At 73.4% G+C, this 22,557-nt stretch carries 17 protein-coding genes and 3 pseudogenes; 8 read left to right on the top strand and 12 right to left on the bottom strand.

What is annotated here, in order from left to right; translation table 11 throughout:
* Window positions 1–8 precede the first annotated feature (8 nt).
* Complete coding sequence (locus R4Z63_RS25350; protein ID WP_030031705.1) at window positions 9–404, bottom strand: cell division protein SepF; 396 nt, start codon at window positions 402–404, stop codon at window positions 9–11.
* 154 nt (window positions 405–558) lie between these two features.
* Here R4Z63_RS25350 and R4Z63_RS25345 point away from each other — a divergent pair, with 154 nt between their 5' ends.
* The 4 genes from R4Z63_RS25345 (at window position 559) to meaB (ending at window position 6,863) form a co-directional block, all read left to right on the top strand.
* Entirely contained in the window at window positions 559–1,278 is a 720-nt protein-coding gene (locus R4Z63_RS25345) for a DUF2470 domain-containing protein (protein WP_384446687.1), read from the top strand.
* Window positions 1,279–1,814: 536 nt separating this feature from the next.
* A complete protein-coding gene (locus tag R4Z63_RS25340) occupies window positions 1,815–3,680 on the top strand; it encodes a methylmalonyl-CoA mutase family protein (RefSeq protein WP_384446689.1) in 1,866 nt (621 codons plus the stop codon).
* Window positions 3,677–5,863 (top strand): methylmalonyl-CoA mutase, encoded by a 2,187-nt coding sequence (gene scpA, locus R4Z63_RS25335; protein WP_384446691.1) that lies wholly within the window; start codon window positions 3,677–3,679, stop codon window positions 5,861–5,863. Before R4Z63_RS25340 ends, scpA begins: the two co-directional genes overlap by 4 nt.
* A 10-nt stretch (window positions 5,864–5,873) precedes the next feature.
* Window positions 5,874–6,863 carry a methylmalonyl Co-A mutase-associated GTPase MeaB gene (meaB, locus tag R4Z63_RS25330; protein WP_384446693.1) on the top strand — a complete coding sequence of 330 codons (990 nt, stop codon included), beginning with the start codon at window positions 5,874–5,876 and terminating at the stop codon, window positions 6,861–6,863.
* Between the two features lie 91 nt (window positions 6,864–6,954).
* Here the strand turns inward: meaB and R4Z63_RS25325 are convergent, their stop codons facing one another.
* Complete coding sequence (locus R4Z63_RS25325) at window positions 6,955–7,956, bottom strand: asparaginase (RefSeq protein WP_384446695.1); 1,002 nt, start codon at window positions 7,954–7,956, stop codon at window positions 6,955–6,957.
* 121 nt (window positions 7,957–8,077) lie between these two features.
* Here R4Z63_RS25325 and R4Z63_RS25320 point away from each other — a divergent pair, with 121 nt between their 5' ends.
* Window positions 8,078–8,530 (top strand): Lrp/AsnC family transcriptional regulator, encoded by a 453-nt coding sequence (locus R4Z63_RS25320; protein WP_037915130.1) that lies wholly within the window; start codon window positions 8,078–8,080, stop codon window positions 8,528–8,530.
* A gap of 62 nt (window positions 8,531–8,592) precedes the next feature.
* Here the strand turns inward: R4Z63_RS25320 and R4Z63_RS25315 are convergent.
* Window positions 8,593–8,960 (bottom strand): annotated as a pseudogene (locus tag R4Z63_RS25315) (amino acid kinase family protein); the annotation flags it as partial.
* Between the two features lie 276 nt (window positions 8,961–9,236).
* Here R4Z63_RS25315 and R4Z63_RS25310 point away from each other — a divergent pair.
* A complete protein-coding gene (locus R4Z63_RS25310) occupies window positions 9,237–9,473 on the top strand; it encodes an MbtH family protein (RefSeq protein WP_037915127.1) in 237 nt (78 codons plus the stop codon).
* 141 nt (window positions 9,474–9,614) lie between these two features.
* Window positions 9,615–9,785 (top strand): hypothetical protein, encoded by a 171-nt coding sequence (locus R4Z63_RS25305; RefSeq protein ID WP_491522595.1) that lies wholly within the window; start codon window positions 9,615–9,617, stop codon window positions 9,783–9,785.
* Between the two features lie 44 nt (window positions 9,786–9,829).
* On the opposite strand, the pseudogene R4Z63_RS25300 reads toward R4Z63_RS25305, so the two are convergent.
* The 5 genes and pseudogenes from R4Z63_RS25300 to R4Z63_RS25280 form a co-directional block, all read right to left on the bottom strand.
* Window positions 9,830–10,132 (bottom strand): annotated as a pseudogene (locus R4Z63_RS25300) (SidA/IucD/PvdA family monooxygenase); the annotation flags it as partial.
* 530 nt (window positions 10,133–10,662) lie between these two features.
* Window positions 10,663–10,968 (bottom strand): annotated as a pseudogene (locus R4Z63_RS25295) (ABC transporter permease); the annotation flags it as partial.
* Window positions 10,969–11,109: 141 nt separating this feature from the next.
* Window positions 11,110–11,289 (bottom strand): hypothetical protein, encoded by a 180-nt coding sequence (locus R4Z63_RS25290; RefSeq protein WP_384446698.1) that lies wholly within the window; start codon window positions 11,287–11,289, stop codon window positions 11,110–11,112.
* Window positions 11,290–11,341: 52 nt separating this feature from the next.
* Window positions 11,342–12,895 carry an SPFH domain-containing protein gene (locus tag R4Z63_RS25285; protein WP_384446700.1) on the bottom strand — a complete coding sequence of 518 codons (1,554 nt, stop codon included), beginning with the start codon at window positions 12,893–12,895 and terminating at the stop codon, window positions 11,342–11,344.
* Between the two features lie 70 nt (window positions 12,896–12,965).
* On the bottom strand, window positions 12,966–13,472 hold the full coding sequence (locus tag R4Z63_RS25280) for an NfeD C-terminal domain-containing protein (protein ID WP_384446702.1): 507 nt from the start codon (window positions 13,470–13,472) through the stop codon (window positions 12,966–12,968).
* A gap of 210 nt (window positions 13,473–13,682) precedes the next feature.
* On the opposite strand from R4Z63_RS25280, the gene R4Z63_RS25275 reads away from it, so the two are divergent.
* The gene (locus tag R4Z63_RS25275; protein WP_037917677.1) at window positions 13,683–13,946 is read left to right on the top strand and encodes a hypothetical protein; all 264 of its coding nucleotides are present in this window, start codon (window positions 13,683–13,685) and stop codon (window positions 13,944–13,946) included.
* A 174-nt stretch (window positions 13,947–14,120) separates the two neighbouring features.
* Here R4Z63_RS25275 and R4Z63_RS25270 read toward each other — a convergent pair whose 3' ends face one another.
* The 4 genes from R4Z63_RS25270 to R4Z63_RS25255 all read right to left on the bottom strand — a co-directional run bounded on the left by R4Z63_RS25270 (window position 14,121) and on the right by R4Z63_RS25255 (window position 22,466).
* The gene (locus R4Z63_RS25270) at window positions 14,121–15,362 is read right to left on the bottom strand and encodes a TIGR02679 family protein (RefSeq protein WP_384446704.1); all 1,242 of its coding nucleotides are present in this window, start codon (window positions 15,360–15,362) and stop codon (window positions 14,121–14,123) included.
* A 101-nt stretch (window positions 15,363–15,463) separates the two neighbouring features.
* On the bottom strand, window positions 15,464–19,630 hold the full coding sequence (locus R4Z63_RS25265; RefSeq protein ID WP_384446706.1) for a TIGR02680 family protein: 4,167 nt from the start codon (window positions 19,628–19,630) through the stop codon (window positions 15,464–15,466).
* Window positions 19,627–20,898, bottom strand: coding sequence for a TIGR02678 family protein (locus R4Z63_RS25260; RefSeq protein ID WP_384446708.1), 1,272 nt, complete (start codon window positions 20,896–20,898; stop codon window positions 19,627–19,629). Before R4Z63_RS25260 ends, R4Z63_RS25265 begins: the two co-directional genes overlap by 4 nt.
* Window positions 20,895–22,466 carry a TIGR02677 family protein gene (locus R4Z63_RS25255; RefSeq protein WP_384446710.1) on the bottom strand — a complete coding sequence of 524 codons (1,572 nt, stop codon included), beginning with the start codon at window positions 22,464–22,466 and terminating at the stop codon, window positions 20,895–20,897. Before R4Z63_RS25255 ends, R4Z63_RS25260 begins: the two co-directional genes overlap by 4 nt.
* Window positions 22,467–22,557: the final 91 nt, after the last annotated feature.

Here is a 22,557-nt window from a genome sequence, read left to right as displayed (position 1 = left end):
GGACCTTCCTACGATCGGGGGACGGCCGCGGCCGCGATCCCCTCGACCTCGGTCCCCACGGGCGCGAGCAGGAAGACGTTCCGGTCCACCCGGTGCATCCCGCTGCCCAGCCCGAAGACCACCCCACTGCTGAAGTCGAGGATCCGCTTGGCCACTTCGCTGTCCGCGCCGGTGAGGTCGAGCAGGACCGGGATCTGCGCGATCAGGTACTCGGCGACCTCCCGCGCGTCCGCGAAGATCTGGACTCTGATCACCACGAAGCGCCGCTGCTCCGCCGCGGCCGCCCCGGGCGACTTGGGAATCGTGCGGTGGTCCACCCGGGAGGGCCACTCGTTGCGACTGCGCAGCGGTACCACCTGCGCGAGCCCCTCCCACTGTTCATCGGTGACGTCGTACCTGCTCACCGGGCCGCCTCGGCCGCGCGCTTCATGTGCATCCCCCCATCCTCTCGCGTTTCACCCGTTCAGCCCAACAGCGACACGAAGCGTGCCGGGTGCCCCCGGAAGTGAAATGAGTTAGGTTAGGCATACCTAACCATTTGACGATGGAGAGATCCGCATGCGCCTGTTCGGTGACCCCACGACCCCGGCCGCCCTGCCCACCGCCGCCGAGCGGATCCGGTCGGTCCTGACCGCCGCCCACTCCATGACGGTGACCACCGACGGCCTGCTCACCGAAGTCCGGCACCTCGACGGCGGCGACCCCATGGGCCGCCTGCACCTGCACCCCGCCGAGCCCGGCGGCCACGCGGAACACCGGCCCGCGATCCGGCTGGAGTTCACCGACGTCGCACCCACCCCCGTCCGGGACCGGGTGCGCGCCCGCGTCACCGTGCTCGGCCGGCTGCTCACCCCCCACGCCGACCTGTCCCCCGGGTCCGGCGCCGAGTCGGTCTGCATGGAGTTCGATCGGGCCGTGCTGGAGACCGCCGACGGGATCGCCCACGTCGGCCTGGAGGAGCTCGACCGGGCCGACCCCGACCCGCTCGCCGCGCACGAGGCGGGCATGCTCACGCACCTCCTCGACGACCACCACGACCTCGTGACCCTGCTGCTGCGCCTGGTCCGGCCGCAACCCACGGCCGCGGTCGTGCGTGCCCTGCCGCTGGCCATGGACCGCTACGGGATCACCCTGCGGCTGGAGGAGCGGCGCGGCCACCGCGACGTACGGCTGGCCTTCCCCTCGCCCCTCACCCACGTCGAGCAGTCGGGCGCCCAGATCCAGGCGCTCTTCAGCGCGGCGCGCAGGCGCTCGCACCGCAACACGCTGCCGGCCTGAGCATTCGGGAACACCCCTGACGGAGGCCGCGCGGAGGGCGATCAGGAAAGCCACCTCTTCCAACACGTACGGATCGTCCTGACCGTCCGGCACCACGGCCCGCCGGTCCCGGCGACGGGCCGTGGTGCCGGAAGGCCGACGCCCCTCCGTCCCGGAGCAGCCCGAAGCCGGTCGCAGTCCCGTCCGGCCCTACCCGCCACGCGGTCCCCCCGGATGCGCCGCGGGCCACCGGGGCCGGGCGGCGTCCCTTCTGTCGGATGTCTGCAATCGGGCGGTCATGGCCGGGACCGGACCGGCGGGCGCTCTGCAGGGGGCCGCCCGGAGGAGCCGCGGGCCGCCGCGCCGGAGCCCCCGACCGTGCGCGGCGCCCCCGAAAGGGATCGCGGTCCCCCGGGCGGGTCCGGCCGCGCCGGCCCGGGCCGCCGCAACCGTCCTGCTCAGCCGGGTGTTCCAGGACCTCCTCGGCACGGTGCGAGAGGGGGAGATCACACCCGCCGGTATGGTGCCACCTGAGCGCGCTCCCCTACATTCGAGCCATGACGGTCCTGCCTGACGACGGGCTCTCCCTGGCCGCCGAGTTCCCTGACGCGACGCATGAGCAGTGGCAGCGCCTTGTAGAAGGCGTACTGCGCAAGTCGGGCAAGGAAGCATCCGGCGAGGCCGCAGAGGAAGCGCTGTCCACCCGACTCGAGGACGGGCTCACCACCCGCCCGCTGTACACCGCGCCGTCCGACGGGACGGTGCCCGACACCGGATTTCCCGGCTTCGCCCCCTTCGTCCGCGGAGGCAGGCCGGAAGGCACCACCGCGAACGGCTGGGACGTGCGCCAGCGCCTCGCGGGCACCGATCCGCAGCGCCTGAACGAAGCGGCCCTCGCCGACCTGGAGAACGGGGTCACCTCCCTCTGGCTCACCGTGGGCAGCGGCGGCATCCCGGTCGATGGTCTCGCCCGGGCCCTGGAGGGGGTCTACCTGGACCTCGCGCCGATCGCCCTGGACGCCGGAGCCGACTACGCGGGCGCCGCCCGCGCGCTGCTGGACCTGTGCGCCGAGCGCTCGGTGGCGCCGGAGGCCGTGCGGGCCTCCCTGGGCGCCGATCCGCTGGGTCACGAGGCACGGACCGGCGCGGCACTGGACCAGGCCGCCGCCGTGGAGCTGGCGCGGGAGGCCGCCGCCGGCCTGCCCGGGGTGCGGACCCTGACCGTGGACGCCCTCCCGTACCACGAGGCCGGCGGCAGCGCCGCCGAGGAGCTGGGGCTGTCACTGGCCACCGGAGTCGCCTACCTGCGCGCCCTCTCCGCAGGTGGGCTGAGCGTCGAAGCCGCGCTCGGCCAGATCGAGTTCCGGTACGCGGCCACCGCTGACCAGTTCCTCACCATCGCCAAGTTCCGCGCCGCGCGCCGGCTGTGGGCCCGGATCGCCGAGGCCTCGGGGGCTCCGGAGGCCGGCGCCCAGCTCCAGCACGCGGTCACCTCGCCGGTGATGATGACCCGCCGCGACCCCTGGGTGAACATGCTGCGCACCACCGTGGCCTGCATGGCCGCGGGTGTCGGCGGGGCCGACTCGGTCACCGTGCTCCCCTTCGACAACGAGCTCGGCCTGCCGGACGCGTTCGCGCGCCGCATCGCCCGCAACACCTCCACCATCCTGCTGGAGGAGTCGCACCTGGCCCGGGTGATCGACCCGGCCGGCGGCTCCTACTACGTCGAGCGCCTCACCGACGAACTCGCCCATGCAGCCTGGGAGTTCTTCCGAACCCTGGAGAGGGCCGGCGGCCTGGCCGCAGCCCTGCGCTCCGGGCTGGTCGCCGACCGGCTCGCCGCCACCTGGGCGGAGCGCTCCCGGAAGCTGGCCAAGCGCCGCGAACCCATCACCGGTGTCAGTGAGTTCCCGCTGCTCTCGGAGAAGCCCGTCGTCCGCGAGCCCGCGCCCGCCGCCCCGACGGGCGGACTGCCGCGCGTACGGCGGGACGAGGCGTACGAGGCCCTGCGCGCCCGCAGTGACGCCCACCTGGCGCAGACCGGCGCCCGGCCGAGGATCTTCCTCGCTGCGCTGGGCCCGGCGGCCGCTCACACCGCGCGCGCCACCTTCGCCTCCAACCTGTTCCAGGCGGGCGGCGTCGAGCCGGTGCACGACCCGGTGTCGGTGGACCCGCGGACGGCCGCCGAGGCGTACGCGGCGAGCGGCGCCGACGGCATGGCCGTGCTCTGCTCCAGCGACGCCCTGTACGAGGAGCAGGCCGCGGCGGTGGCCGCCGCGCTGCGCGGCGCGGGCGCCACGACGGTCTTCCTCGCCGGACGACCGGGCACCGCAGAGGCTTCCGTGGACGAGTACGTCTTCGCCGGCTGTGACGCCGTCGCCGTGCTGTCCTCCGTACTCGACCGGATGGGAGTGCCCGCATGAGCATCCCCGATTTCTCCGAGCTGGCGCTCGGTCCCACCGCCGCCGCCGGGATCTCGGAGGAGCAGTGGCGCTCCTCGGTGAAGGAGTCCACCGGCACCGCGGCCGCCGACCTGCTGTGGGAGACGCCCGAGGGCATCGGCGTCAAGCCGCTCTACACCGGGCGGGACGTGGAGGGCCTGGACTTCCTTCGGACGTACCCGGGTGTGGCCCCGTACCTGCGCGGCCCGTACCCGACGATGTACGTCAACCAGCCCTGGACGATCCGGCAGTACGCCGGCTTCTCCACGGCCGAGGAGTCGAACGCCTTCTACCGGCGCAACCTGGCGTCCGGCCAGAAGGGCCTGTCGGTGGCCTTCGACCTGCCGACGCACCGCGGCTACGACAGCGACCACCCGCGCGTCACCGGTGACGTCGGCATGGCGGGCGTGGCGATCGACTCGATCTACGACATGCGGCAGCTGTTCGACGGGATCCCGCTGGACAGGATGTCGGTGTCGATGACGATGAACGGCGCGGTGCTGCCCGTCCTCGCGCTCTACATCGTGGCCGCGGAGGAGCAGGGCGTCTCCCCCGACAAGCTGGCCGGGACCATCCAGAACGACATCCTCAAGGAGTTCATGGTCCGCAACACCTACATCTATCCGCCGGGGCCCTCGATGCGGATCATCTCCGACATCTTCGCCTTCACCTCGCAGAAGATGCCCCGGTACAACTCGATCTCCATCTCCGGCTACCACATCCAGGAGGCCGGTGCCACGGCCGACCTGGAGCTGGCGTACACCCTCGCGGACGGTGTGGAGTACCTGCGGGCCGGCCAGGCGGTGGGGCTGGACGTGGACGCGTTCGCGCCGCGCCTGTCGTTCTTCTGGGCGATCGGCATGAACTTCTTCATGGAGGTCGCCAAGCTGCGCGCGGCCCGCCTGCTGTGGGCGCGCCTGGTCAAGCAGTTCGACCCGAAGAACGCCAAGTCGCTCTCCCTGCGCACGCATTCGCAGACCTCGGGCTGGTCGCTGACCGCGCAGGACGTCTTCAACAACGTGACGCGCACCTGCATCGAGGCGATGGCGGCCACCCAGGGGCACACCCAGTCCCTGCACACCAACGCCCTCGACGAGGCACTCGCGCTGCCGACGGACTTCTCGGCGCGCATCGCCCGCAACACACAGCTGTTGCTGCAGCAGGAGTCGGGGACCTGCCGGTCGATCGACCCGTGGGGCGGCAGCGCGTACGTGGAGAAGCTGACGTACGACCTGGCGCGGCGGGCCTGGCAGCACATCGAGGAGGTCGAGGCGGCCGGCGGCATGGCGCAGGCCATCGACGCGGGCATCCCCAAGCTGCGCGTGGAGGAGGCCGCGGCCCGTACGCAGGCGCGGATCGACTCCGGCCGCCAGCCGGTGATCGGCGTCAACAAGTACCGGGTGGACAGCGACGAGGCGATCGAGGTCCTCAAGGTCGACAACTCCTCGGTGCGCGCCCAGCAGATCGCCAAGCTGCGGCGGCTGCGCGAGGAGCGTGACGAGGAAGTCACCCAGGACACGCTGCGGGCACTGACGAACGCCGCGGAGCGCGGCGACGGCAACCTCCTCGCCCTCGCGGTGGACGCGGCCCGCGCCAAGGCGACCGTGGGTGAGATCTCGGACGCACTGGAGAAGGTGTACGGACGGCACGCGAGCCAGATCCGTACGATCGCGGGCGTGTACCGAAACGAAGCGGGCGAGTCCCCGTCGGTGGAGCGCACCCGTGCGCTGGTGGACCGGTTCGAGCAGGCGGAGGGTCGTCGTCCGCGCATCCTGGTGGCCAAGATGGGCCAGGACGGGCACGACCGGGGCCAGAAGGTGATCGCGACCGCCTTCGCCGACCTGGGCTTCGACGTGGACGTCGGCCCGCTGTTCCAGACCCCGGCGGAGGTGGCCCGTCAGGCCGTCGAGGCGGACGTCCACGTCGTGGGCGTGTCGTCGCTGGCGGCCGGCCACCTGACCCTCGTACCGGCGCTGCGCGAGCAGCTGGCGGAGGAGGGCCGTGAGGACATCATGATCGTCGTGGGCGGGGTGATTCCGCCGGCCGATGTCCCGACGCTGCTGGAGATGGGCGCCACCGCGGTGTTCCCGCCCGGGACGGTCATCCCGGACGCGGCCCACGACCTGGTGACGCGGCTGGCCGCGGACCTGGGCCACGAGCTGTAGGCGGGTGCCGGTGCCGAAGATCGACATCGAGGCGTACACGAAGGGGGTGCTCGACGGGAAGCGCGCGTTCATCGCGCGTGCGATCACCCTCGTCGAGTCCACCCTGCCCGCCCACCGGGTGCTCGCGCAGAGCCTGTTGACGGAGCTGCTGCCGCACGCGGGGCGGACCCGGCGGATCGGCATCAGCGGTGTGCCGGGGGTGGGGAAGTCCACCTTCATCGACGCCTTCGGCACGATGCTGACGGGGCTCGGCCACCGGGTGGCGGTGCTCGCGGTGGACCCGTCGTCGACGCGCACCGGCGGCTCCATCCTGGGCGACAAGACCCGGATGGAGCGCCTGTCGGTGGACCCGGCGGCCTTCGTGCGGCCCTCGCCGTCGGCGGGGACGCTCGGCGGGGTCGCCAGGGCCACCCGTGAGTCGATGATCGTGATGGAGGCGGCGGGCTACGACGTGGTCCTGGTCGAGACGGTCGGCGTGGGCCAGTCGGAGACCACGGTGGCGGGCATGGTCGACTCCTTCCTGCTGCTGTCGCTGGCCCGTACCGGCGACCAGTTGCAGGGCATCAAGAAGGGCGTCTTGGAGCTCGCCGACGTACTGGCGGTGAACAAGGCGGACGGCCCGCACGAGCGGGACGCCAAGGCCGCCGCCCGGGAGCTGTCGGGCGCGCTGCGGCTGATGCATCCGGTGGACGCTGCCTGGACGCCGCCGGTGCTGACGTGCAGCGCCCGGGAGTCGACGGGCCTGGACGAGGTGTGGAACCGCCTGGAGCAGCACCGCGCGCTGCTGGACGCGGGGGGCCGGCTGGCGGCGAAGCGGGCGGCGCAGCAGGTGGAGTGGACCTGGTCGATGGTCCGTGACGAGCTGCTCGAACGCCTCCGCGCGAACCCGGCCGTACGGGAGCTCGCACCGGGTCTGGAGGCCGAGGTCAGGGCGGGCTCGCTGACCCCGACGTCGGCGGCGGACCGCATCCTGTCGGCCTTCGGGAGCCCGGGCGCCTGAACCCCCTGGGCCGTACCGCCGGCGGTGCTGCGAAAAGGCCGTGCCCCCGGCCCCCGGACGCGTGCCGGGGGCCGGGGGCACGGCCGTGCCGTCATGCCTCGACCAGCACCGACCCGGTCGGGGTGAGGGCCTCGCGGAGCAGGCGGAGCTGTTCGACCGTGTTCTCGGTGGACAGCAGGGCGGAGAGGATTGCGATGCGGGCCTGGCCGGCGCGCAGGGTGCCGGTGGGGACGGCGCCGGCGGCCACGAGGTCCACCGCTCCGCCGTGCGTGTAGATCTCGGTGACCGGCCCGGCCATGACCCGGGTGGTCAGGGCGACCAGCACGCCTCGGGCGACGGCGGCCCGGACGGCCTCGACGATCTCCGGGGTGGCGTTGCCCGCGCCGGTCCCGATGAGGACGATGCCGCGCGCGCCGGCTTCGACGGAGGCGTTCAGGAGCACCGGGTCGGCGTCGGCGTGGTGCATCACCACGTCGACGCGCGGCGGGACTTCGGGCATCGCCGGCAGCGGAAGGGCGGCCGGGCGCCGGGGGGTGCGCAGGATGGTGACCTTGCCGAAGCCGACCTTCCCGAGCAGTTCCTTGGAGGGGTCCGCGAACGCGTCCAGTCCCACGGCCTGTGTCTTCACGGTGCCGCGCGCGGCGTGCACGCGTCCGGCGAAGGAGATCAGGACGCCGAGCCCGCGGGTGGTGGCGGCGGTGAGCAGTGCGTCGTACAGGTTCCCCGGTCCGTCGCCGTCGGCGGTCCCCATCGGGCGCTGCGCGCCGGTGAAGACCACGGGGCGCGGGTCGTGGTGGTGCAGGTCGACGAGGAACGCCGACTCCTCCAGGGTGTCGGTGCCGTGGGTGACGACGATGCCGTCGACGCCGGGGTCGGCGAGCACCTCGTGCACGGTGCGCAGGAGGGTGAGCTGGTGGGCCGTGGTGAGTCGGGGGCTGTTCACGCTGAACAGGTCGACGACCTCGACGGTCATGCCTTCCGGCAGTGGTGCCGTGGCGATGACCTCGTTGCCGTCGGCGTCGGCCGCGAAGCCGGAGCCCTGCCAGCGGCTGGCTATCGTGCCGCCGGTGCTGATGACGACGATCCGTCCCATGCTGCCTGGCCACCCTTCACTCGTACATATGTACTTAAAGCAGCAATGATAGAGAGATCTGTACGCAATGTGCTTGCGTCTTCCGCCGAGGTGGCGAGAAGACACGGGTGATAATTGCGCCATGGATGCCATTGACCGCGATATCTTGCGCGAGCTTCAGGCCGACGGGCGGCTGAGCAACCAGGAGCTCGCCCAGCGGGTGGGGCTGACCCCGTCGCCCTGCATGCGCCGGGTGCGCCAGCTGGAACAGGACGGGGTGATCCAGGGCTACCGCGCCGTGATCGACCCCGAGGCGGTCGACCGCGGTTTCGAGGTGCTCGTCTCGGTCGAGGTGCGCCGCGACCGGGAGGCGGTGGAGGCCTTCGAGGCAGCCCTGCAGGACATCCCGGACGTCATCGAGGCCTACCGCCTCTTCGGGAGCCCGGGCTGCCTGCTGCGGATCGCCGTCGCGGACCTGCGGGCGTACGAGCGGCTGTGGATCGAGAAGCTGACCGCCCTCACCGGCATCACCGAGGTCAACTCGCAGATCATCATGAAGCGCGTCAAGGAGCCGACCGGCCTGCCGGTGACCTGAGCGGGTGGCGGCCGGGGCGCGGAACGCCCGTGCCCGACGGCTCGGGGCCGTCGGGCAGGGGCGGTGGGGGCGCGCAGCGCGACGGCCAGCGCCGCGGCGGCCGTGCCGGCGTTGACGTTGCAGACGTGGCCGTCCTCGACGTCGCGGGCGACGGAGGAAACGACCGGAATGCGATCGTCCGCGAGGAGTGCCTCCAGGGCGCCGGTATCCACCCGGGTGATCTCGCCGACCCTGCCGATGTCCACGGTTCGCCGTCGACCCACGGGACGTGCGGGACCGCGGTGAGGGTGTCCGCGTCCTCGCCGGCCATCCCGACGGCCAGCGGGCCGTTGGTGTTGATCGGCCCGACGAGCTCACGCCGGACCCGCCCGGCGAGCACCATGCGGACCGCGTCCATCGCGGGAGACGAGGTGACCCGCAGCCCCGCCTTGACGGGAAGACGTGGGAGGAAGTCCGTTCCCGGGAATTCGACCAGAACATCAAAAAACTGGTGCATGGTGTTCGGAGCTGTCCCGTCAACAGGACAGCGGGGGAAGCGCATCGACCGGGCCGGTGGCGTGCCTCATCGGCACTCCGGTCTCCACGGGGCACCCGCAAGGTGCCGTGATCGGGCACGGCGGTCTCGCCGACTCCATCCCCATGAATGGATGACGGCCCCTTCCCGTCCGGGAAACGGACCGTGAACTGCTTGAATTGGAGTGGATGCATGAGCAACAACCCGTTCGACGGCGCCGACGGCCGGTTCTTCGTCTTGGTCAACGACGAGGGCCAGCACTCTCTGTGGCCGTCGTTCGCGGAGATTCCGGCCGGCTGGCACGTCATATTCGGTGAGGAAAGCCGCCAGCTGTGCCTGGAGTACGTCGAGGCGAACTGGACCGACCTGCGGCCGAAGAGCCAGCGCGACGCCATGGCCGCGGACCGGGTTCCGGTCGACGCAGCGTGAAGTGAATCCGGCATTCCGTGCAGCGCGCGGAACAGCCGCAAACGTGCCAGCCAGTTCCTGCTCGACCCTGCGCAGGACGACGGAGTCGGCGATCTCCCCGCTGCGCACGGCGATGTTCGACAGCAGGGGCGACGACAGGCCGTGGGTGTGCTCGGTGCCTCCCTGGAGGTAGATCCCGCAGGACAGCCCCGCCGCGGCGACGAGGCGGTGGTCGCGCTCCACCCGGTGCCGGCCCGCCTCGCCCCGCAGGAGGTGCCGGTCGAAGTCGCCGAGCAACCCCACCGGGAAGGGGTGCCGTCGGCGACCGAGTAGCCGTAGGACACGCGGTCGGCGAGGCCGACCGCCGCCCATTCCAGGTACTGGTGGAATTCCTGCCGCGTCGGGAAGAAATCCCGATGGTTGACGAACTGCACCAGCCGACCGGCCGCATGCAGATAGGAAACGAAACTGAACCTGGACACCGGATTGCGCTAGGTGGCCAGGTCATTGAGGAACGACATCTGCACGGTCGTCGATGGCAGCAGCATGTTGCGGTGCCAGCCGAACGACGCCTTGCGCTCGAAGAACGCGACCTTGAACGAACAGTCCGGAACGTTGGCCCGGTGCTCTTCCAGAGCGATTGCGAGCGACAGGTTGGACGGGCCTAAACCGACGCCCACCACGTCACGAATCTCGTGTTCACGTGTACCCGTTGCCCCCATAGAAAATTCTCCCGCTGGCGTCATGGAATCTCGACCGGTGACCCGAGAGAGCTTTGTTCAGTATTGCTCCAGAGAACGCTCCGCCGATGTTCAAGCTCAGCCAGGAGCAACCCGCCGACGTGCGCGGGCGGGTGCTGGACTCCTTCACCCACAGCGGGTGCACGCGCCGGCGCGACACGGCGGACCTCATGCGCCAGCTGCCCTGACCGACCGGGGCGGGCCCGAGACCGGGACCCCCACTTCACCGCCAACGTCGAACTGACCGGGGCCGCACCCCGCTACGTACGGCTGCAGGCGCCGATTGGCGCCTCGACCCCGCCGAGCTGGCCACCCCCACGCCTCCGTCGCCGACGTGCCCGGACTGGCCGAGCACAGCATCGTCGTCGGGTCCCTGTCCGAGAGCCACGCCATCAGCGGTTGGCGGCTGGGCTTCCTGTGCTCCGGCTCCGTGCGGGCCCCCTTCGCTTCTGGGTACGTGCAGCGGATCCCTAGATCTTCGCCTCGCGCTTGAAGGCCGAGCGCGCCCACAGGAAGCCGAGGAGGCTGAGAGCGACGCCCCAGCCCAGCGCCAGCCAGGCGCTGTTGCCGATCTCCGTGCCCATGAGCAGGCCGCGGAGGGTGTCGGTCATCGGGGTGAAGGGCTGGTACTCGGCGAACCAGCGCAGGCCGACCGGCATGGACTCCGGCGGGACGATCGCGCTGCCGAGGAAGGGCAGGAAGGTCAGCGGCATGGGGGCGTTGCTCGCCGCCTCGACGCTGCTGGCACCCAGACCGATGGCCGCGGACAGCCAGCTGAGGCCGAAGGCGAGCGGTCCAGGTCCGCCAGTCCTTGCGGTCCGGCGCCCGCCACCCCCGGACCAACAGGGCCCGCAGCGCTTCCTTGCCCTCCAGTACCCGCAGCCGTCGGAGCGGGCCGCCGCAGCCTCCCGGGGCGGTCACTGTGCGCTCGCGACAGGACGGACGACGAGTTCGTCGACGTCGACCTCCGGCGGCGGGGACACCGCATACGTGAGGGCGTCCGCGACGGCGGAGGCCAGCAACACCACCGCCCGGGCCCTCGCCCTGCCCGGCGGCGGCGGGTAGGTCTGCGGGAGCAACACGGGCAGGCCCGGCACGGGTCCTCCCCGCACCGGGCCCTGGGCCTCGGCGATCAGTCCGTCACGGCGGTCAGTCCGTGACGGGGATCGCTCCGTCCACGGGGGCCCGTTCCGCCCCGGGGACCGGTGCCGGCCCGGCCGCGCCCGCCTTCCCGACCTGGTCCGCGACCAGGCCGCGGAGCATGGCACCGAGGTCGACCCCGGTGGCGGAGCCCAGCAGTTCCACCCCTTGGGCCACGTTGTCCGTGACCGTGCGGGAGAGCTTGGAGGCTCCGTCGGTGGAGATGACGGTCATCCGGTCGATGGCGCCCAGCGGTTCGGCGGCCTTGGCGACGATCTGGGGCAGGGCCTCCACCATCATCTGGAGCATGGCCGCGTCCCCGTACTTCTCGAAGGCGTCGGCCCGCTTGTGCATGGCCTCTGCCTCCGCCGCGCCCTTGGCGGCGATGGCCGCGGCCTCGGCGTCGCCCTCCAGGCGGACGGCTTCGGCGACGGCGGCACGGCGTGCCCGCTCGGCCTCGCCGCGCTTGGCGCCCTCGATGGCCTCCGCCTCCGCCAGGGCCTGGCGGCGCTGCTTCTCGCCCTCACCGGTCAGGCGGGCGCGCTCCGCCTCCGCCTCGGCGGCCGCGATGGCGGCCAGGCGGTCGCCCTCCGCCTGCTTGACCCGGGCGATGCGCTCGGCCTCCGCCTGCTGCTCGGCCTCGTACCGCTTGGCGTCGGCGGGCTTGCGGACCTGCGTATCGAGCTGACGGTCGGTCAGTGCGGCCTGTCGCTCGGCCACCTTCTCCTGCTCCGTGAGGATCTGCTGCTGACGGTCGGCGTCGGCGAGCGGACCGGCCGCGCTCGCCCGCGCCGCAGCCGCGTCGGTCTCTGCCTTGATCTCGGCCTGGCGCAGGTAGAGCGTGCGCTGCGCGACCGCGATCTCCTCCTCCGCCTTCAGTCGGGCCTGCTCCGCGGCCTGCCGGGCGTTGGCCTCGGCGATGTCCGCCTCCTGCCGGGCGCGGGCGGCCTCCGGGCGGCCCAGGTCCTCCAGGTACGAGCCCTCGGTGGTGATGTCCTGGATCTGGAAGGCGTCCAGGACCAGGCCCTGCCCGGAGAGGCTGGCCTCCGCCTCCTCCGCGACCTGTCCGGCGAACGCGGCCCGGTCCCGGATGACGTCCTCCACCGACATCCGGCCGACGATCGCCCGCAGTGCGCCGGAGAGCACCTCCTGGGTGAACCCGACGATCCCGTCCTGCTGGCGCAGGAACCGCTGCGCGGCGGCCCTGATGGCGTCCTCGGTCCCGCCGACCTTGACGATGGCCACCCCTTCGAGGTTGGCCTTGATGCCGCGCAGGGTGACCGCTCCCCGCACCGCGACGGGAATGTGCCGGCTGGACAGGTCCAGGCTGTACCGCTGCTGCACGAACGGGACGACGAACACGCCGCCGCCGACCACGACCTTCTGACCGCTGTTGTCGGTGAAGACCTGCCCGGTCTCCGGATCGGTGGACCGCTTCCCGCGGCGGCCCGTGATGATGAAGGCCTCGCTGGGACCGGCGACCTTGTACCGGGTGACGACGACCAGGGCCAACAGGACCAGAAGTACGACGATCCCGATGGCCGCGACGGCGACTGGACTCATGATGGATTCCCCCTGCCTCCCCGAAGGGGCAGATCGGTGATGGACGTGAAGCGGATGGAGCGGTGCGCCGTCACTCGATGGCGCGGACGGCGACCGAGGTGTCCGACGGGGTCGCCGTCACCCAGATCTCGGCCCCGCGCTCCAGCGGGGCGTCGGCGGTAGCGGCGTACTTGACCGGCTGCCCCGCCAGCGACAGCAGCACCTCCCCGTAGCCGCCGTGCGGTATGGCGGTGACCACGCGTCCGGCGACTCCGACGAGGTCCGCGCGCTGCGGTGCACGCCCCCCGGCGTCACGCAGCAGCGCCCGGCTCAGCCGGTACGTCGCCCAGCCCGCCCCCGCTCCGGCCAGCGCGCCCGCGGCGGCCGCCGCTCCCGGCCCGAGTCCCGTGGACCCGAGCACGATCGCCCCCGTGAAACCGAGCGTCGAAACGAAGCCCGCGATCACCGGAAGCGACAGCCACCCGTCGAACAGTCCGCCCAGGGTGCCCTCGAAAACCCCCTCCAGCACCCCGTCGAACACCAGCGCCACGGCCAGCACCACGATCCCCCCGATGCCGAGCCCAAGAAACCAGCCCATCGGACACCTCCCCCGTCTGGCCGCCGTTTCCGCCGGACACCGACAGATTGCCTGGAGGCCGCACCGGCGCACATTGCCTGCCGTCGGCAATCTTTATGCGTCTTTGACGCATACCGCCGTGCACGGCGACGCGCCGCAGGGTGTACAAGCAGGTGTACGAGCCCCGTGGCCGTGAGCGGCATGGCCCGGCCGAACCGACGGGAGGACCCGGTGGAACCGACGCTTCTCCTCGCCGCCGTGGTCCTGGCGGCCCTGGTGATCAAGACGGCGGTGGAGGAACTGGGGGAACCCGGCCGGGGCCGGGCCCGGTGGGCGTTCCTGCGGGACCGGCGGGCCTTGGCGGCCGGCGCGGTCGTCACGCTCGTGCTCGGCTTCCTGGGCTGGCTGCTCGGCGGCGGCGAGGGCCTGGTCTGGGGGTGCCTGGCCGGCGTCCTGGCCGCGTACGCCACGAACGCGCACGGGCGCGGCACGTAGACCGCAGGCGCGGCACGTAGACCGCGGGCTCGGCGACCGCGGGCTCGGCGACCCGCACGGTGTGCCCGCCTGGGTGGACGAGGCTCCCGCCGCGGTACCCCGCCGGTGCGGGCGCCGGCCGGTCCGGTGGTGGCCGGTCCGGTGGTGGCCGGTCCGGTGGTGGCGGCCCCGGCCCTACCGGAGCGCTTCCCCGCCCGACCGCGCGAGGTCCCCCAGCAGCACGTCCAGCACGGCCTCCTCCTCGACGCGCAGGGCCTGCTCGCTGAGAGCGACTGCCAGGTCCGGGTCCCACGGCGACAGCGCCGGTTTCCCGTCCAGGGGGCGCAGACCGGGTCCCCCGGCCGCCACCGCCGCACGGTAGTCGGCGGCGGTGTAGCGCCAGGGGCTCCAGGGCACGTGCCCCGACAGCGTCGTGGCGATGCGCAGGCCGCCCCAATCGAAGTCGCCGTGGTGGCGGAGAGCCGCGCCGAGCTCGTGCAGGCGGGTGAGCAGGGTCAGCGCGGCGGCCGACGGCTGACCCTGGACGCAGACGAGCGGCAGGCCATCCGGTCCGTGTGTGTCCGCCGCGGCCGAGAGCACCGCGGGGTTCTCGCAGATGTGGACCACGGGCGGGGCCGTCCGGGGTGGACGGCGGGCGAGCTGCCGGAGGGTGAGTACGGACGGCTCACCCGCGTCGGCCGCCCAGTCCAGGGCCGGAGTTCCGCGGAGGTTGAGGGTGAGCACCGTCGAGGAGACGTCGTCCCGGAGCAGGCCGACCGAGGCCCACGCGGCCCGCCGCCAGGCCGCTCCCGCGCCCTCGGGGTGCCCGGTCAGTGCGCGGGCGCCGGAGAGGGCGAGCGTGGCCACCGGCGTGCCGTCGTCGAGTGCGTGGGCGCTGCCCAGGACGTCGGCGGCGAACACCGCGAGCGACCGTGCCGGCGCGACGGGCAGCTCCCGGAGCACGCGGACCGTCTCCTCCAGGAGGGCACGGGCGGCGGTGGGGGTGCCGGCGAGACGGCGCACGAGGCCGCCGGCCCGCACCCGCCCGGCCCACGCGGCGTGGGCCGGAAGGTCCTCGGCCAGGTCGGTGAGAGGTGCGTACGCCTCCTCCCAGGCCTGTTGCTCGTTCCGGCGGGCCGCGTCGAGGGGGACGACCCGTCCGGTGAGTACGGTCACGGCCGCCCCCAGGCCCTCCGCGCTGATCCCCGCTCTGACCAGCACGGCGTCCACGGCGTCGAGCCGGACCGTGAGCGCCTTGCCGACACCGGGCGTCCGGCCCAGCAGCCTCTCGGCCGCTGCCCGCTCCGCCGGGCTCGGCGCAGCCAGCGAGACCGGCCCGGTCAGTGGCTGCCCGCGCTCCAGCCGCCGGCGCACCCGCTCCACCAGCCAGGCCAGGTCGGCGCCGCCGAGCAGGCGGCGCAGGCGCGCTTCGTCCACCGGCGGACGGTCCGCCGGTGGCCCGACTGCGGGTGGCCCGGCCGCCGGTGGCCCGACTGCGGGTGGCCCGGCCGCGGGTGGCCCGGCCGCGGGTGGCCCGCTCACACCCACAAGGCTTCCGGGTGCGCGGGACGCACGGGGTCCTCGCGGCGTGTGCGCGCCGTACCGTCCCACTCCCAGCGGGTGACCAGGACGGCGGCCACCTCGTCGACGCGCGCGAGCTGGGCGATGGCGATGCCCGGCACCTGCGGGTAGCAGGCCCACTCCCGTTCGCTGGTCATGACCACATCCAGGTCGAAGGCGTGCAGGAGCCCAAGGCACTTGGCCCGCGAATCGTCGTCCACCCCCGCGAACGCCTCGTCCAGGGTCACCAGGCGCGGCGCGTACGGGCTGCCCGCGCTCGCGTAGTGCGAGGAGGCCGCGGCGAACAGGGGAACGGACACGGCCAGCACACGTTCGCCTCCGGACGCCGGTCCCGTGGCGGGCACCCAGCGGCCGTGCTGTTGGCGTTCGACCGCGAACTCGTGCCAGGAACGGTAGTCCAGGGCGGCGGTGAGGTGCTCCAGCCAGCTGCCCGCCGCGTCCTCGGTCTGCTGGCGGGCGATCTGCGTCTGCAGGAACTCGCCGACCGCGGACCGGTCCTCGGCCGTCCATGCGTCGTTGGTCTGGAGCAGGCGGCCGCGGGCCTGGGCGAGTCCCACCGGTGCCTTGCGGGAAGGCCGCCACACCAGGCGCAGCTTCATTCCGGTGGAGGTGGGCCTTTCCTCCAACTCCGCGTTCATGGCCAGCACCTGCCGTTCGGCGGCTGCGATCAGCTCCTGGAGGGTGCCGGCCACCTCGGTGATGAGGTGGGTTTCGAGGATCTCGCGCTCGTGTGCGGAGAGAATGCGGGTGAGTTCCGCGACCTCGGCCGCCAGCGCCTCGGCGAGTTCGGGTACGGCTCGCTCTCGGCCCTGGTAGACGATCTCCACGATCACGGCGTCCTCGACCATGCGGGCCGAAGCGGTGTTGCCGTGCCGGGACAGCGCGTCCTGGAGGGTCTTGAACTCCTCGCCCAGACGCCGCTGCACCCGTTCCCACGCACCGTCCGAGTCATCCGTCGTCGCCAGCTCCGATTCGAGGGCACGGGCCAAGGCGATGGCCGGGGTGGCCGCCCACGGGCCCTCGTCCGCGGCCGGTACGGCGAGGTCGGGCAGCGCGACGGCGATCAGGCCGGTGCCGGTGAAGCGCTGGAGCGCTGCGACGGCCTCCGAACGGGTCGCGGCGGCCTCGGTGACGGCCTTCTCCAGTTGTTCGATGCTCCCCTCGGCCCGGCTGGCCCGCCGATCCGCCTCGGTGTGCGCGGTCCGGGCGCGCTGTTCGTCGGCCGCACAGCCGCGCAGGGTGTCCGCGGTCTCGGCGAGCAGGCGCTCCAGCTCTGCGACGGCGGCGCCCACGGTCGACCGCAGGGTGGCCAGCCGTTCGTCCGCGGCGGCCGCCTCGCGGGCGGCGTCTTCCGCCCGTACGGCGAGTTCGGCGGCCCGCTCCCCGGCCCGGAGCGCCTCTTCGCGTTCGTCGTCCGCCTGCCGGGACGCCTCGTGCCGCTCGCGCAGGGCGGGCCAGAGTCCGGCCAGGACGACGTCGAGCCCGGCGAGGGCCTGCCGTACGGCGGCCAGCTCCGCCCGCTCCCGGGGCATCCCCACATCGGCCGCGGTCTCCCGCAGTTCGGCGGCGGCCGACTCGGCCCGCTCGGCAGCGGCCGTCACCTCGGCGGCCCGCCCGTCACGCCGGGCCCGGGCCCGGCGCAGGGTGCCGGCGGCGGCCGCGGCGTCGGCGTGCGCCCGCATCAGAGGTGCGTCGTCGGGCACGGACGCCAGCTCGGTGTCGAGGGTGTGCCGGCGGGCCGCAAGCACCTGGGCCTGCGCGTCGGCGGCGGCGGACTGCCGCTGAAGGAGGGAGAGTTCGGCGTGCAGGGCGGCGATCCTGGTCCGCCTCGCGGCTTCCCGCGCGCCCTCCCCGATGTACTCGGCAGCGGGTTTGGCCCACCGGCCGGTGAGGACGCCGACGCGGTGGCGTCCGTCCGGCGCGACCCAGGTGCCGTGGGGGACCGCGGTGCCCGTCGGGCCGGCGCCGGGTGCCTCCCCTTCGCCGGCCGGTGCCGTGTCCTCGCGGGCCCCGCCGAGCCCGATCGCCTCCAGCAGGCGGGCCACCGCCTCCGCACCGACCGCCGCGGCCTGCGCGTCGCCGCGGTCCACGGCCGGGCGCAGTACGTCGGCGAGCGATGCCCCGGCGACCGGTCCGGAGTCCGGGGCGAGGATCACGTCATGGCCTTCCGCGGCGAGGGCCGCCCCGTCGGGGCACACCCACGCGTCCAGCAGCCCGGATGCCTCCAGGGCCGCCTCCAGCCCGGCGCGGTCCTGCTCCGCGACCTCCTCCCTGAAGTCGACGAGCCGCCACAGCGGAGCACCGGGCTGCTGGTCCCGCAGGCCGGGGGTCCTGGTGTGCGGGGCCTGCGGCCCGCGCCGGCCGCCGGACTCCAGGGCGGTGAGTTCGTGTTCGGCTTCGCGGGTCCGGGAGACCAGAGCGGCCCGGTGGTGCGCCGCCCGCGCCGTCTGGTCGGCGAGTGCCGCCGCGGTGGTGCGGTGTGCTTCGGCGGCACGGCGTCGCGCGGGGTAGGGGCCGTCCTGGTGCCGGGTCCACTCCTGGAGCTCGTCCAGGAGGCCGGCCGGATCGGCGTACACCAGCTCTCCGCACCGGTGCGCGTGCTCGCGTACGGCGTCGACCAGGGCCCGTCCGGCGGCCCGCGCCGCGTCCTGGGCGGCGCCCAGCGCCTCGGCGGCCTGGGTCAGCCCGGTCTCCGTCTCGTCGAGCCGGAGCACGGCGCTGCGGCGCCCGGCCGCCGCCGCCTCGGACCGGTCGGCGAGCGCCTCCAGGTGCGTGAGCGTGCGGTGCCTGCGGTCGGTCGCTTCGGCCACCGCAGCCCGCAGGCCGGCAACGGCCTGCCCGGTGTCCGTGGGAAGGTCCAGCCGGGCCGCCGCAGCCGTCTCCCGGGCCCGGAGCAGCATGTTCTCGGAGAGCTCCCGGGCGGCCCTGAGCCTGTTCTCGGCGGCACCGAGGCGGCCGAGCGCCCTGGTGTGCCGATGCGATGCCTCCTCCTGGTCGTCGAGAGCGCGGGTACGGTCGTTCTCGGCCCGCTCCGCCGCCTTCGCCGCACGGTCCACTTCGCGGGCGCTGCGCATCTCGGGGCCTTCACGCAGGGCTGCGTCGGCCGCCTCCAGCCTGGCCCGGGTCTCGGTGAGCGCGGCCACGCGTTCCTCCGCGGCGGCCCGGTCCCGCTCCGCACCGGCTTTCTCGGCCTGGGCCTCGGCGAGGGCGCGCAGGAGTTGCTCGTACTTGGAGTGTTCGCTGCGCGGAAGGCGTGCGCGGCGGCGGGCGGCCGTGCGGGCGTAGCGCCGGTAGTGGTCGAGGAACACCGCGGCCGCGCGTTCGGCCGCGCCGGCCGAACGCAGTTCCTCCTTCTCCTCGTCCAGCGAGCGGAAGGCCTCGGCCACGTCCGCGATGACGGCCTGGTCCATCGGGGGCAGGGCTTCGGTGAGGGCGCGGGAGAGGGCGGCCTCGTTGGGGCGCTTGGACAGCTGGGGCTGGCGCAGCTGGATGAGGAGGTCCACGAGGGCCGCGTAGCGCTGCTCCCCGAGGCCGAACAGCGCTTCGTCGACGGCGCGGCGGTAGGCCTTGGCCTGGTCGTAGACCCGGCCCCGGCCGGCGACGGCTTCGATGAGCCGGTCCCGGGACAGCACGGTGCCGGTGGCATCGAGCAGGCTCAGTGACCCGTCCGCGCGCGCGTCGGCCGGCCCGTGGTCGATCCGCTGCCCCGTCACGGCCCACCAGTGGCGTGCGATCCCGCGCCCGCTGACGGCCTTGAGTCCGCACAGGAGCGTGCGGAAGTGCTCCTCGCCGCTCGCCGCGTCGCGGCGGCCGAACTCCACCCAGGTGTAGCCGAGGCGTTCGGAGTGCGGGTGCTCACCGCCGAGCAGGAGGTTCCATTCCATCCGCTTGCCCGCGTCCCCGTCGGGTTCCACCCGGCGGGCGCTGAGGTCCCCGTCCAGGAGGAAGGGCAGGGTCAGGGCCAGCACCTTGGACTTGCCGGTGCCGTTGTTGCCGCGCAGCAGGAGTCGGCCGTCGCGGAAGTGGAACTCCTCCACGTCGTAGTGGAAGAGGTCGACGAGGCCCGTCCGCAGGGGCTGCCAGCGGGGACGCGCCGGGGCGGGGGGCTCTGGGCGGGTCGTCACGGCAGGTACGCCTTTCGCTGCGCCGGCACCTGCGTGGTACCGGAGGTGCGGTTACGGGGCCCGGTACCGGTGCGGGGTTCGAGCACGACGGTCTCGCCGACCGCGTAGCGGGCGAGCGCCGGGCGCGGCAGGACCCCGTCAGCGGTACGGGCGACCAGGCCGAGAGCGGCCAGCCGGGCGACGGCCTGCTCGGCCAGGTCGCCCTCGGCCCCCGGTTCACGGGCCGACTTGGACCAGAATCCGCCGTGCTCCGCCGCCAGTTCGACCACGCGGCGTTCGAGGTCGACCATGGGGACGACCAGGCCTCCGACCGCCGTCAGATATTCCGCGAGCAGCAGGGTGACGTGGCCGCGGGTCCCTGATTCCGGCATCCGGAGGTCGGTGAGGTCGTCCTCGGGGTCGACCATGGCGATGCCTTCGGCCCGCACTTCGGCGACCAGACCGGTCAGTTCGTTGATGCGGGCGGTGAGGAAGCCGCGCTGGCGCGTGAGGTATCCGAGCTCGGCGTCCGTCAGCTCGTCGTAGTAGACGACGGGGTCGTCGAGCAGCCGCCGGGTCAGCGAGCGGCGCATGGCACGGAAGCGCAGTTCGTCGCTGTCGAGGGCTGTTTCGGCGGCGAGTTCGGCGAGCCGGGCCTCCGGCGTTTCGGCCCGGACGGTGGAAGGTCCCCGACGGGTGGCGAGCAGACCGGCCAGGACGCGCCGCTCGACGTCGTACAGGACGTCGCCGGCTCCGCTGACGTAGGCGTCCTCCTCCCCGGCGACGCGCCGCAGGACCCCGAGGTGGAGCAGCAGCCGGACGACCGCGGCCAGGTCGAGCCGTTCGTCACGGCGGTCCAGGGTGAACTCGATGCCCGCTGCGGCCAGTCGGGGATCCTTCGCGTCCAGCACGATCTGGTCCGCGAGGCGGCCCAGTGCGATCTGCGCCTCACCGCGTTCGAGGGAGGCCAGGGCGAGGCAGAGCAGGACGTACCGGCGGCGGCTGAAGGGGACGGCGCTGCGACTGACCTCGCGGGCCGGGTGCGTGGCGTCGTCCGGCACGCCGGGGATCCTGCCCAGCCGGGCCGTCTCGGCATCGACCTGGAGGGACCAGCCGGTGTTGCGGTCGAACCACTCGCGCAGCTCGCCGGCGTGCCGGCGGACCAGGCGGAACTCGTCGGCGTACGCGCCGTGCGCGAGCAGCAGCGGCTGCTTCAGCAGGGCGCGGGCGGCCTTGCGGCGCTCTGCGGCGTGCTGCCCGTCGAGTACTTCCGCGAGCGGGGTCGTCATCGCGCTCCGCCCCTTCCTGGTGTCTCGGTGAGGTCGACGATCTCGATGGTGTGGTCCGGGCCCGTGAAGGTCCCGTCCGGTGTGCGGACCTCGGCCACGGCCCCGTCGGCCGGTGCGGTGAGTCGGATCTCCATGGAGCCGTCGCCGCTGGTGGCCGCGGTGTACGTCATGCCGGGCCGCCAGGTGGCGAGCGCGTCGCCGAGGAGTTGGAGGAAGAGCCGGAAGCTGAGGGGGTCGAGCTCGCCGAGTCCGGACAGCCTGGTGATGCCGCGGGTGACCAGGCGGGCCCGGGCGGCTGCCGTCTCGGCGGCCTGCTTGGCGGCCGTCTCGGCGAGCAGTCGGCGTGCTTCCTGCCGGTCCTCGACCCTGCGCGGTTTGCCGCGCCGCTCGTAGCTTCCCGTACGGCGCAGCTGCGGGCTGATGCGCAGGGGTGCGGCATCGGCCCAGGGGGTGGCCGCGGGCTCCGGACGGGCGCGGCGGGCGGCCAGCGTCTCCGCGTCCACGGTGAGGTGCCGGGCCGGGTACAGTCCGAAGGCGGTGCGCCACAGCCGGTGCCGGGCGTCGTCGTCGGGTGCCTCGGCGAACCAGCGTGCGAGGGTGCGGAAGTCGGCGGAGCGGTCCGATCGCCCCGCCCGCCGCTCGTTCAGCGACCGTACGACGGCCAGCAGTTGCGGGATCGCGCCCAGCGCCCGGCCGCGCAGCAGCCGGGCCTGCGACTCCCGGCCGTCCCGGCTGAGGAACCAGGCCGCCAGTCCTGCCCATCGGCCGGCCCACCGCTCGTACGCGGCCTGCGCCGCGTGGGCGGCGTCCTGCGGGGTGGCGTCCGCGGCCTCACGGGCGGCCGCGGCCCGCAGCAGCGGTTCGATGCTCCCCCGCTCCTCCAGCTCCAGGATCAGCCGGGCGATGCGCCCGCCGAGGGTGATCAGGTCCTGGATGAACCGTTCCAGGTACCGGATGAGCTGGTCCTTGTAGGCGAGGAAGACCTCCTCCCCCACGTCGTGCAGGTCGATGGTCCGCTGGAGGGAGCCCATGAAGGCCCGCGCGTTGTCGGCGAGCGCGCCGAAACGGCTCGCGAGGGCGTCCAGCGCCAGATGCGTCTTGGCCGGATCGGGCTCTTCCTCGGCCGCCAGCACGACCAGCGCCCGCAGTTGGGTCACGATGTCGTGCAGCGCGACGGCCTGCAGCGCGCCCCGCCGACCGAGCGCCTCGTCGTACGCGGACAGGGCCTGCTCCGCCGCCTCGCCCGCCCGCGTGAGCTGGTAGATGAACCGCTTGCGGTAGAAGTCCTCGACGGCGGTGACCCGCCCGGTGTCCGGGTCGGCCCGCAGGTTCCCCCAGCCCACCAGGCTGTCGAGGGCCTTGACCACCGTGTCCAGCTCGGTCGGCCGGTTCTCGCCGGCCAGCCCCGCGTACACGTCCTCGGGCCGCAGGTGTACGGCGAACCGCTCCTTGGCGCGGAGGAAGGCCCCCATCACCGCCCGGTAGAGCAGCACGTTCGGAGCGGTGAGATGCGCGAAGGGCCCGTACCCGTCGGGTAGGCACTCCGCCGGCGGAGAAGTCGTGTCCATTGCCCGCCATCCTCCTGGAGGGGCGACCGTGTTCGGCGGGGACTTGAGTACTTGGCCGATTCGCATCGGTCCTGATCGCGTCCGGACCACG

The sequence above is a fragment of the Streptomyces sp. PL-29 genome (genome assembly GCF_058344425.1).
The sequence above is the reverse complement of the archived record's forward strand: the minus strand, read 5'-3'. Positions and strand labels throughout refer to the sequence as shown.

What these genes read in the sequence shown, in the direction of transcription:
- R4Z63_RS25345 (WP_384446687.1), top strand. Translation starts at nt 559, where the DNA reads ATGCGCCTGTTCGGTGACCCCACGACCCCGGCCGCCCTGCCCACCGCC.
- R4Z63_RS25340 (WP_384446689.1), top strand. Translation starts at nt 1,815, where the DNA reads ATGACGGTCCTGCCTGACGACGGGCTCTCCCTGGCCGCCGAGTTCCCT.
- scpA (WP_384446691.1), top strand. Translation starts at nt 3,677, where the DNA reads ATGAGCATCCCCGATTTCTCCGAGCTGGCGCTCGGTCCCACCGCCGCC.
- R4Z63_RS25325 (WP_384446695.1), bottom strand. Translation starts at nt 7,956, where the DNA reads ATGGGACGGATCGTCGTCATCAGCACCGGCGGCACGATAGCCAGCCGC.
- R4Z63_RS25320 (WP_037915130.1), top strand. Translation starts at nt 8,078, where the DNA reads ATGGATGCCATTGACCGCGATATCTTGCGCGAGCTTCAGGCCGACGGG.
- R4Z63_RS25310 (WP_037915127.1), top strand. Translation starts at nt 9,237, where the DNA reads ATGAGCAACAACCCGTTCGACGGCGCCGACGGCCGGTTCTTCGTCTTG.
- R4Z63_RS25285 (WP_384446700.1), bottom strand. Translation starts at nt 12,895, where the DNA reads ATGAGTCCAGTCGCCGTCGCGGCCATCGGGATCGTCGTACTTCTGGTC.
- R4Z63_RS25280 (WP_384446702.1), bottom strand. Translation starts at nt 13,472, where the DNA reads ATGGGCTGGTTTCTTGGGCTCGGCATCGGGGGGATCGTGGTGCTGGCC.
- R4Z63_RS25260 (WP_384446708.1), bottom strand. Translation starts at nt 20,898, where the DNA reads ATGACGACCCCGCTCGCGGAAGTACTCGACGGGCAGCACGCCGCAGAG.
- R4Z63_RS25255 (WP_384446710.1), bottom strand. Translation starts at nt 22,466, where the DNA reads ATGGACACGACTTCTCCGCCGGCGGAGTGCCTACCCGACGGGTACGGG.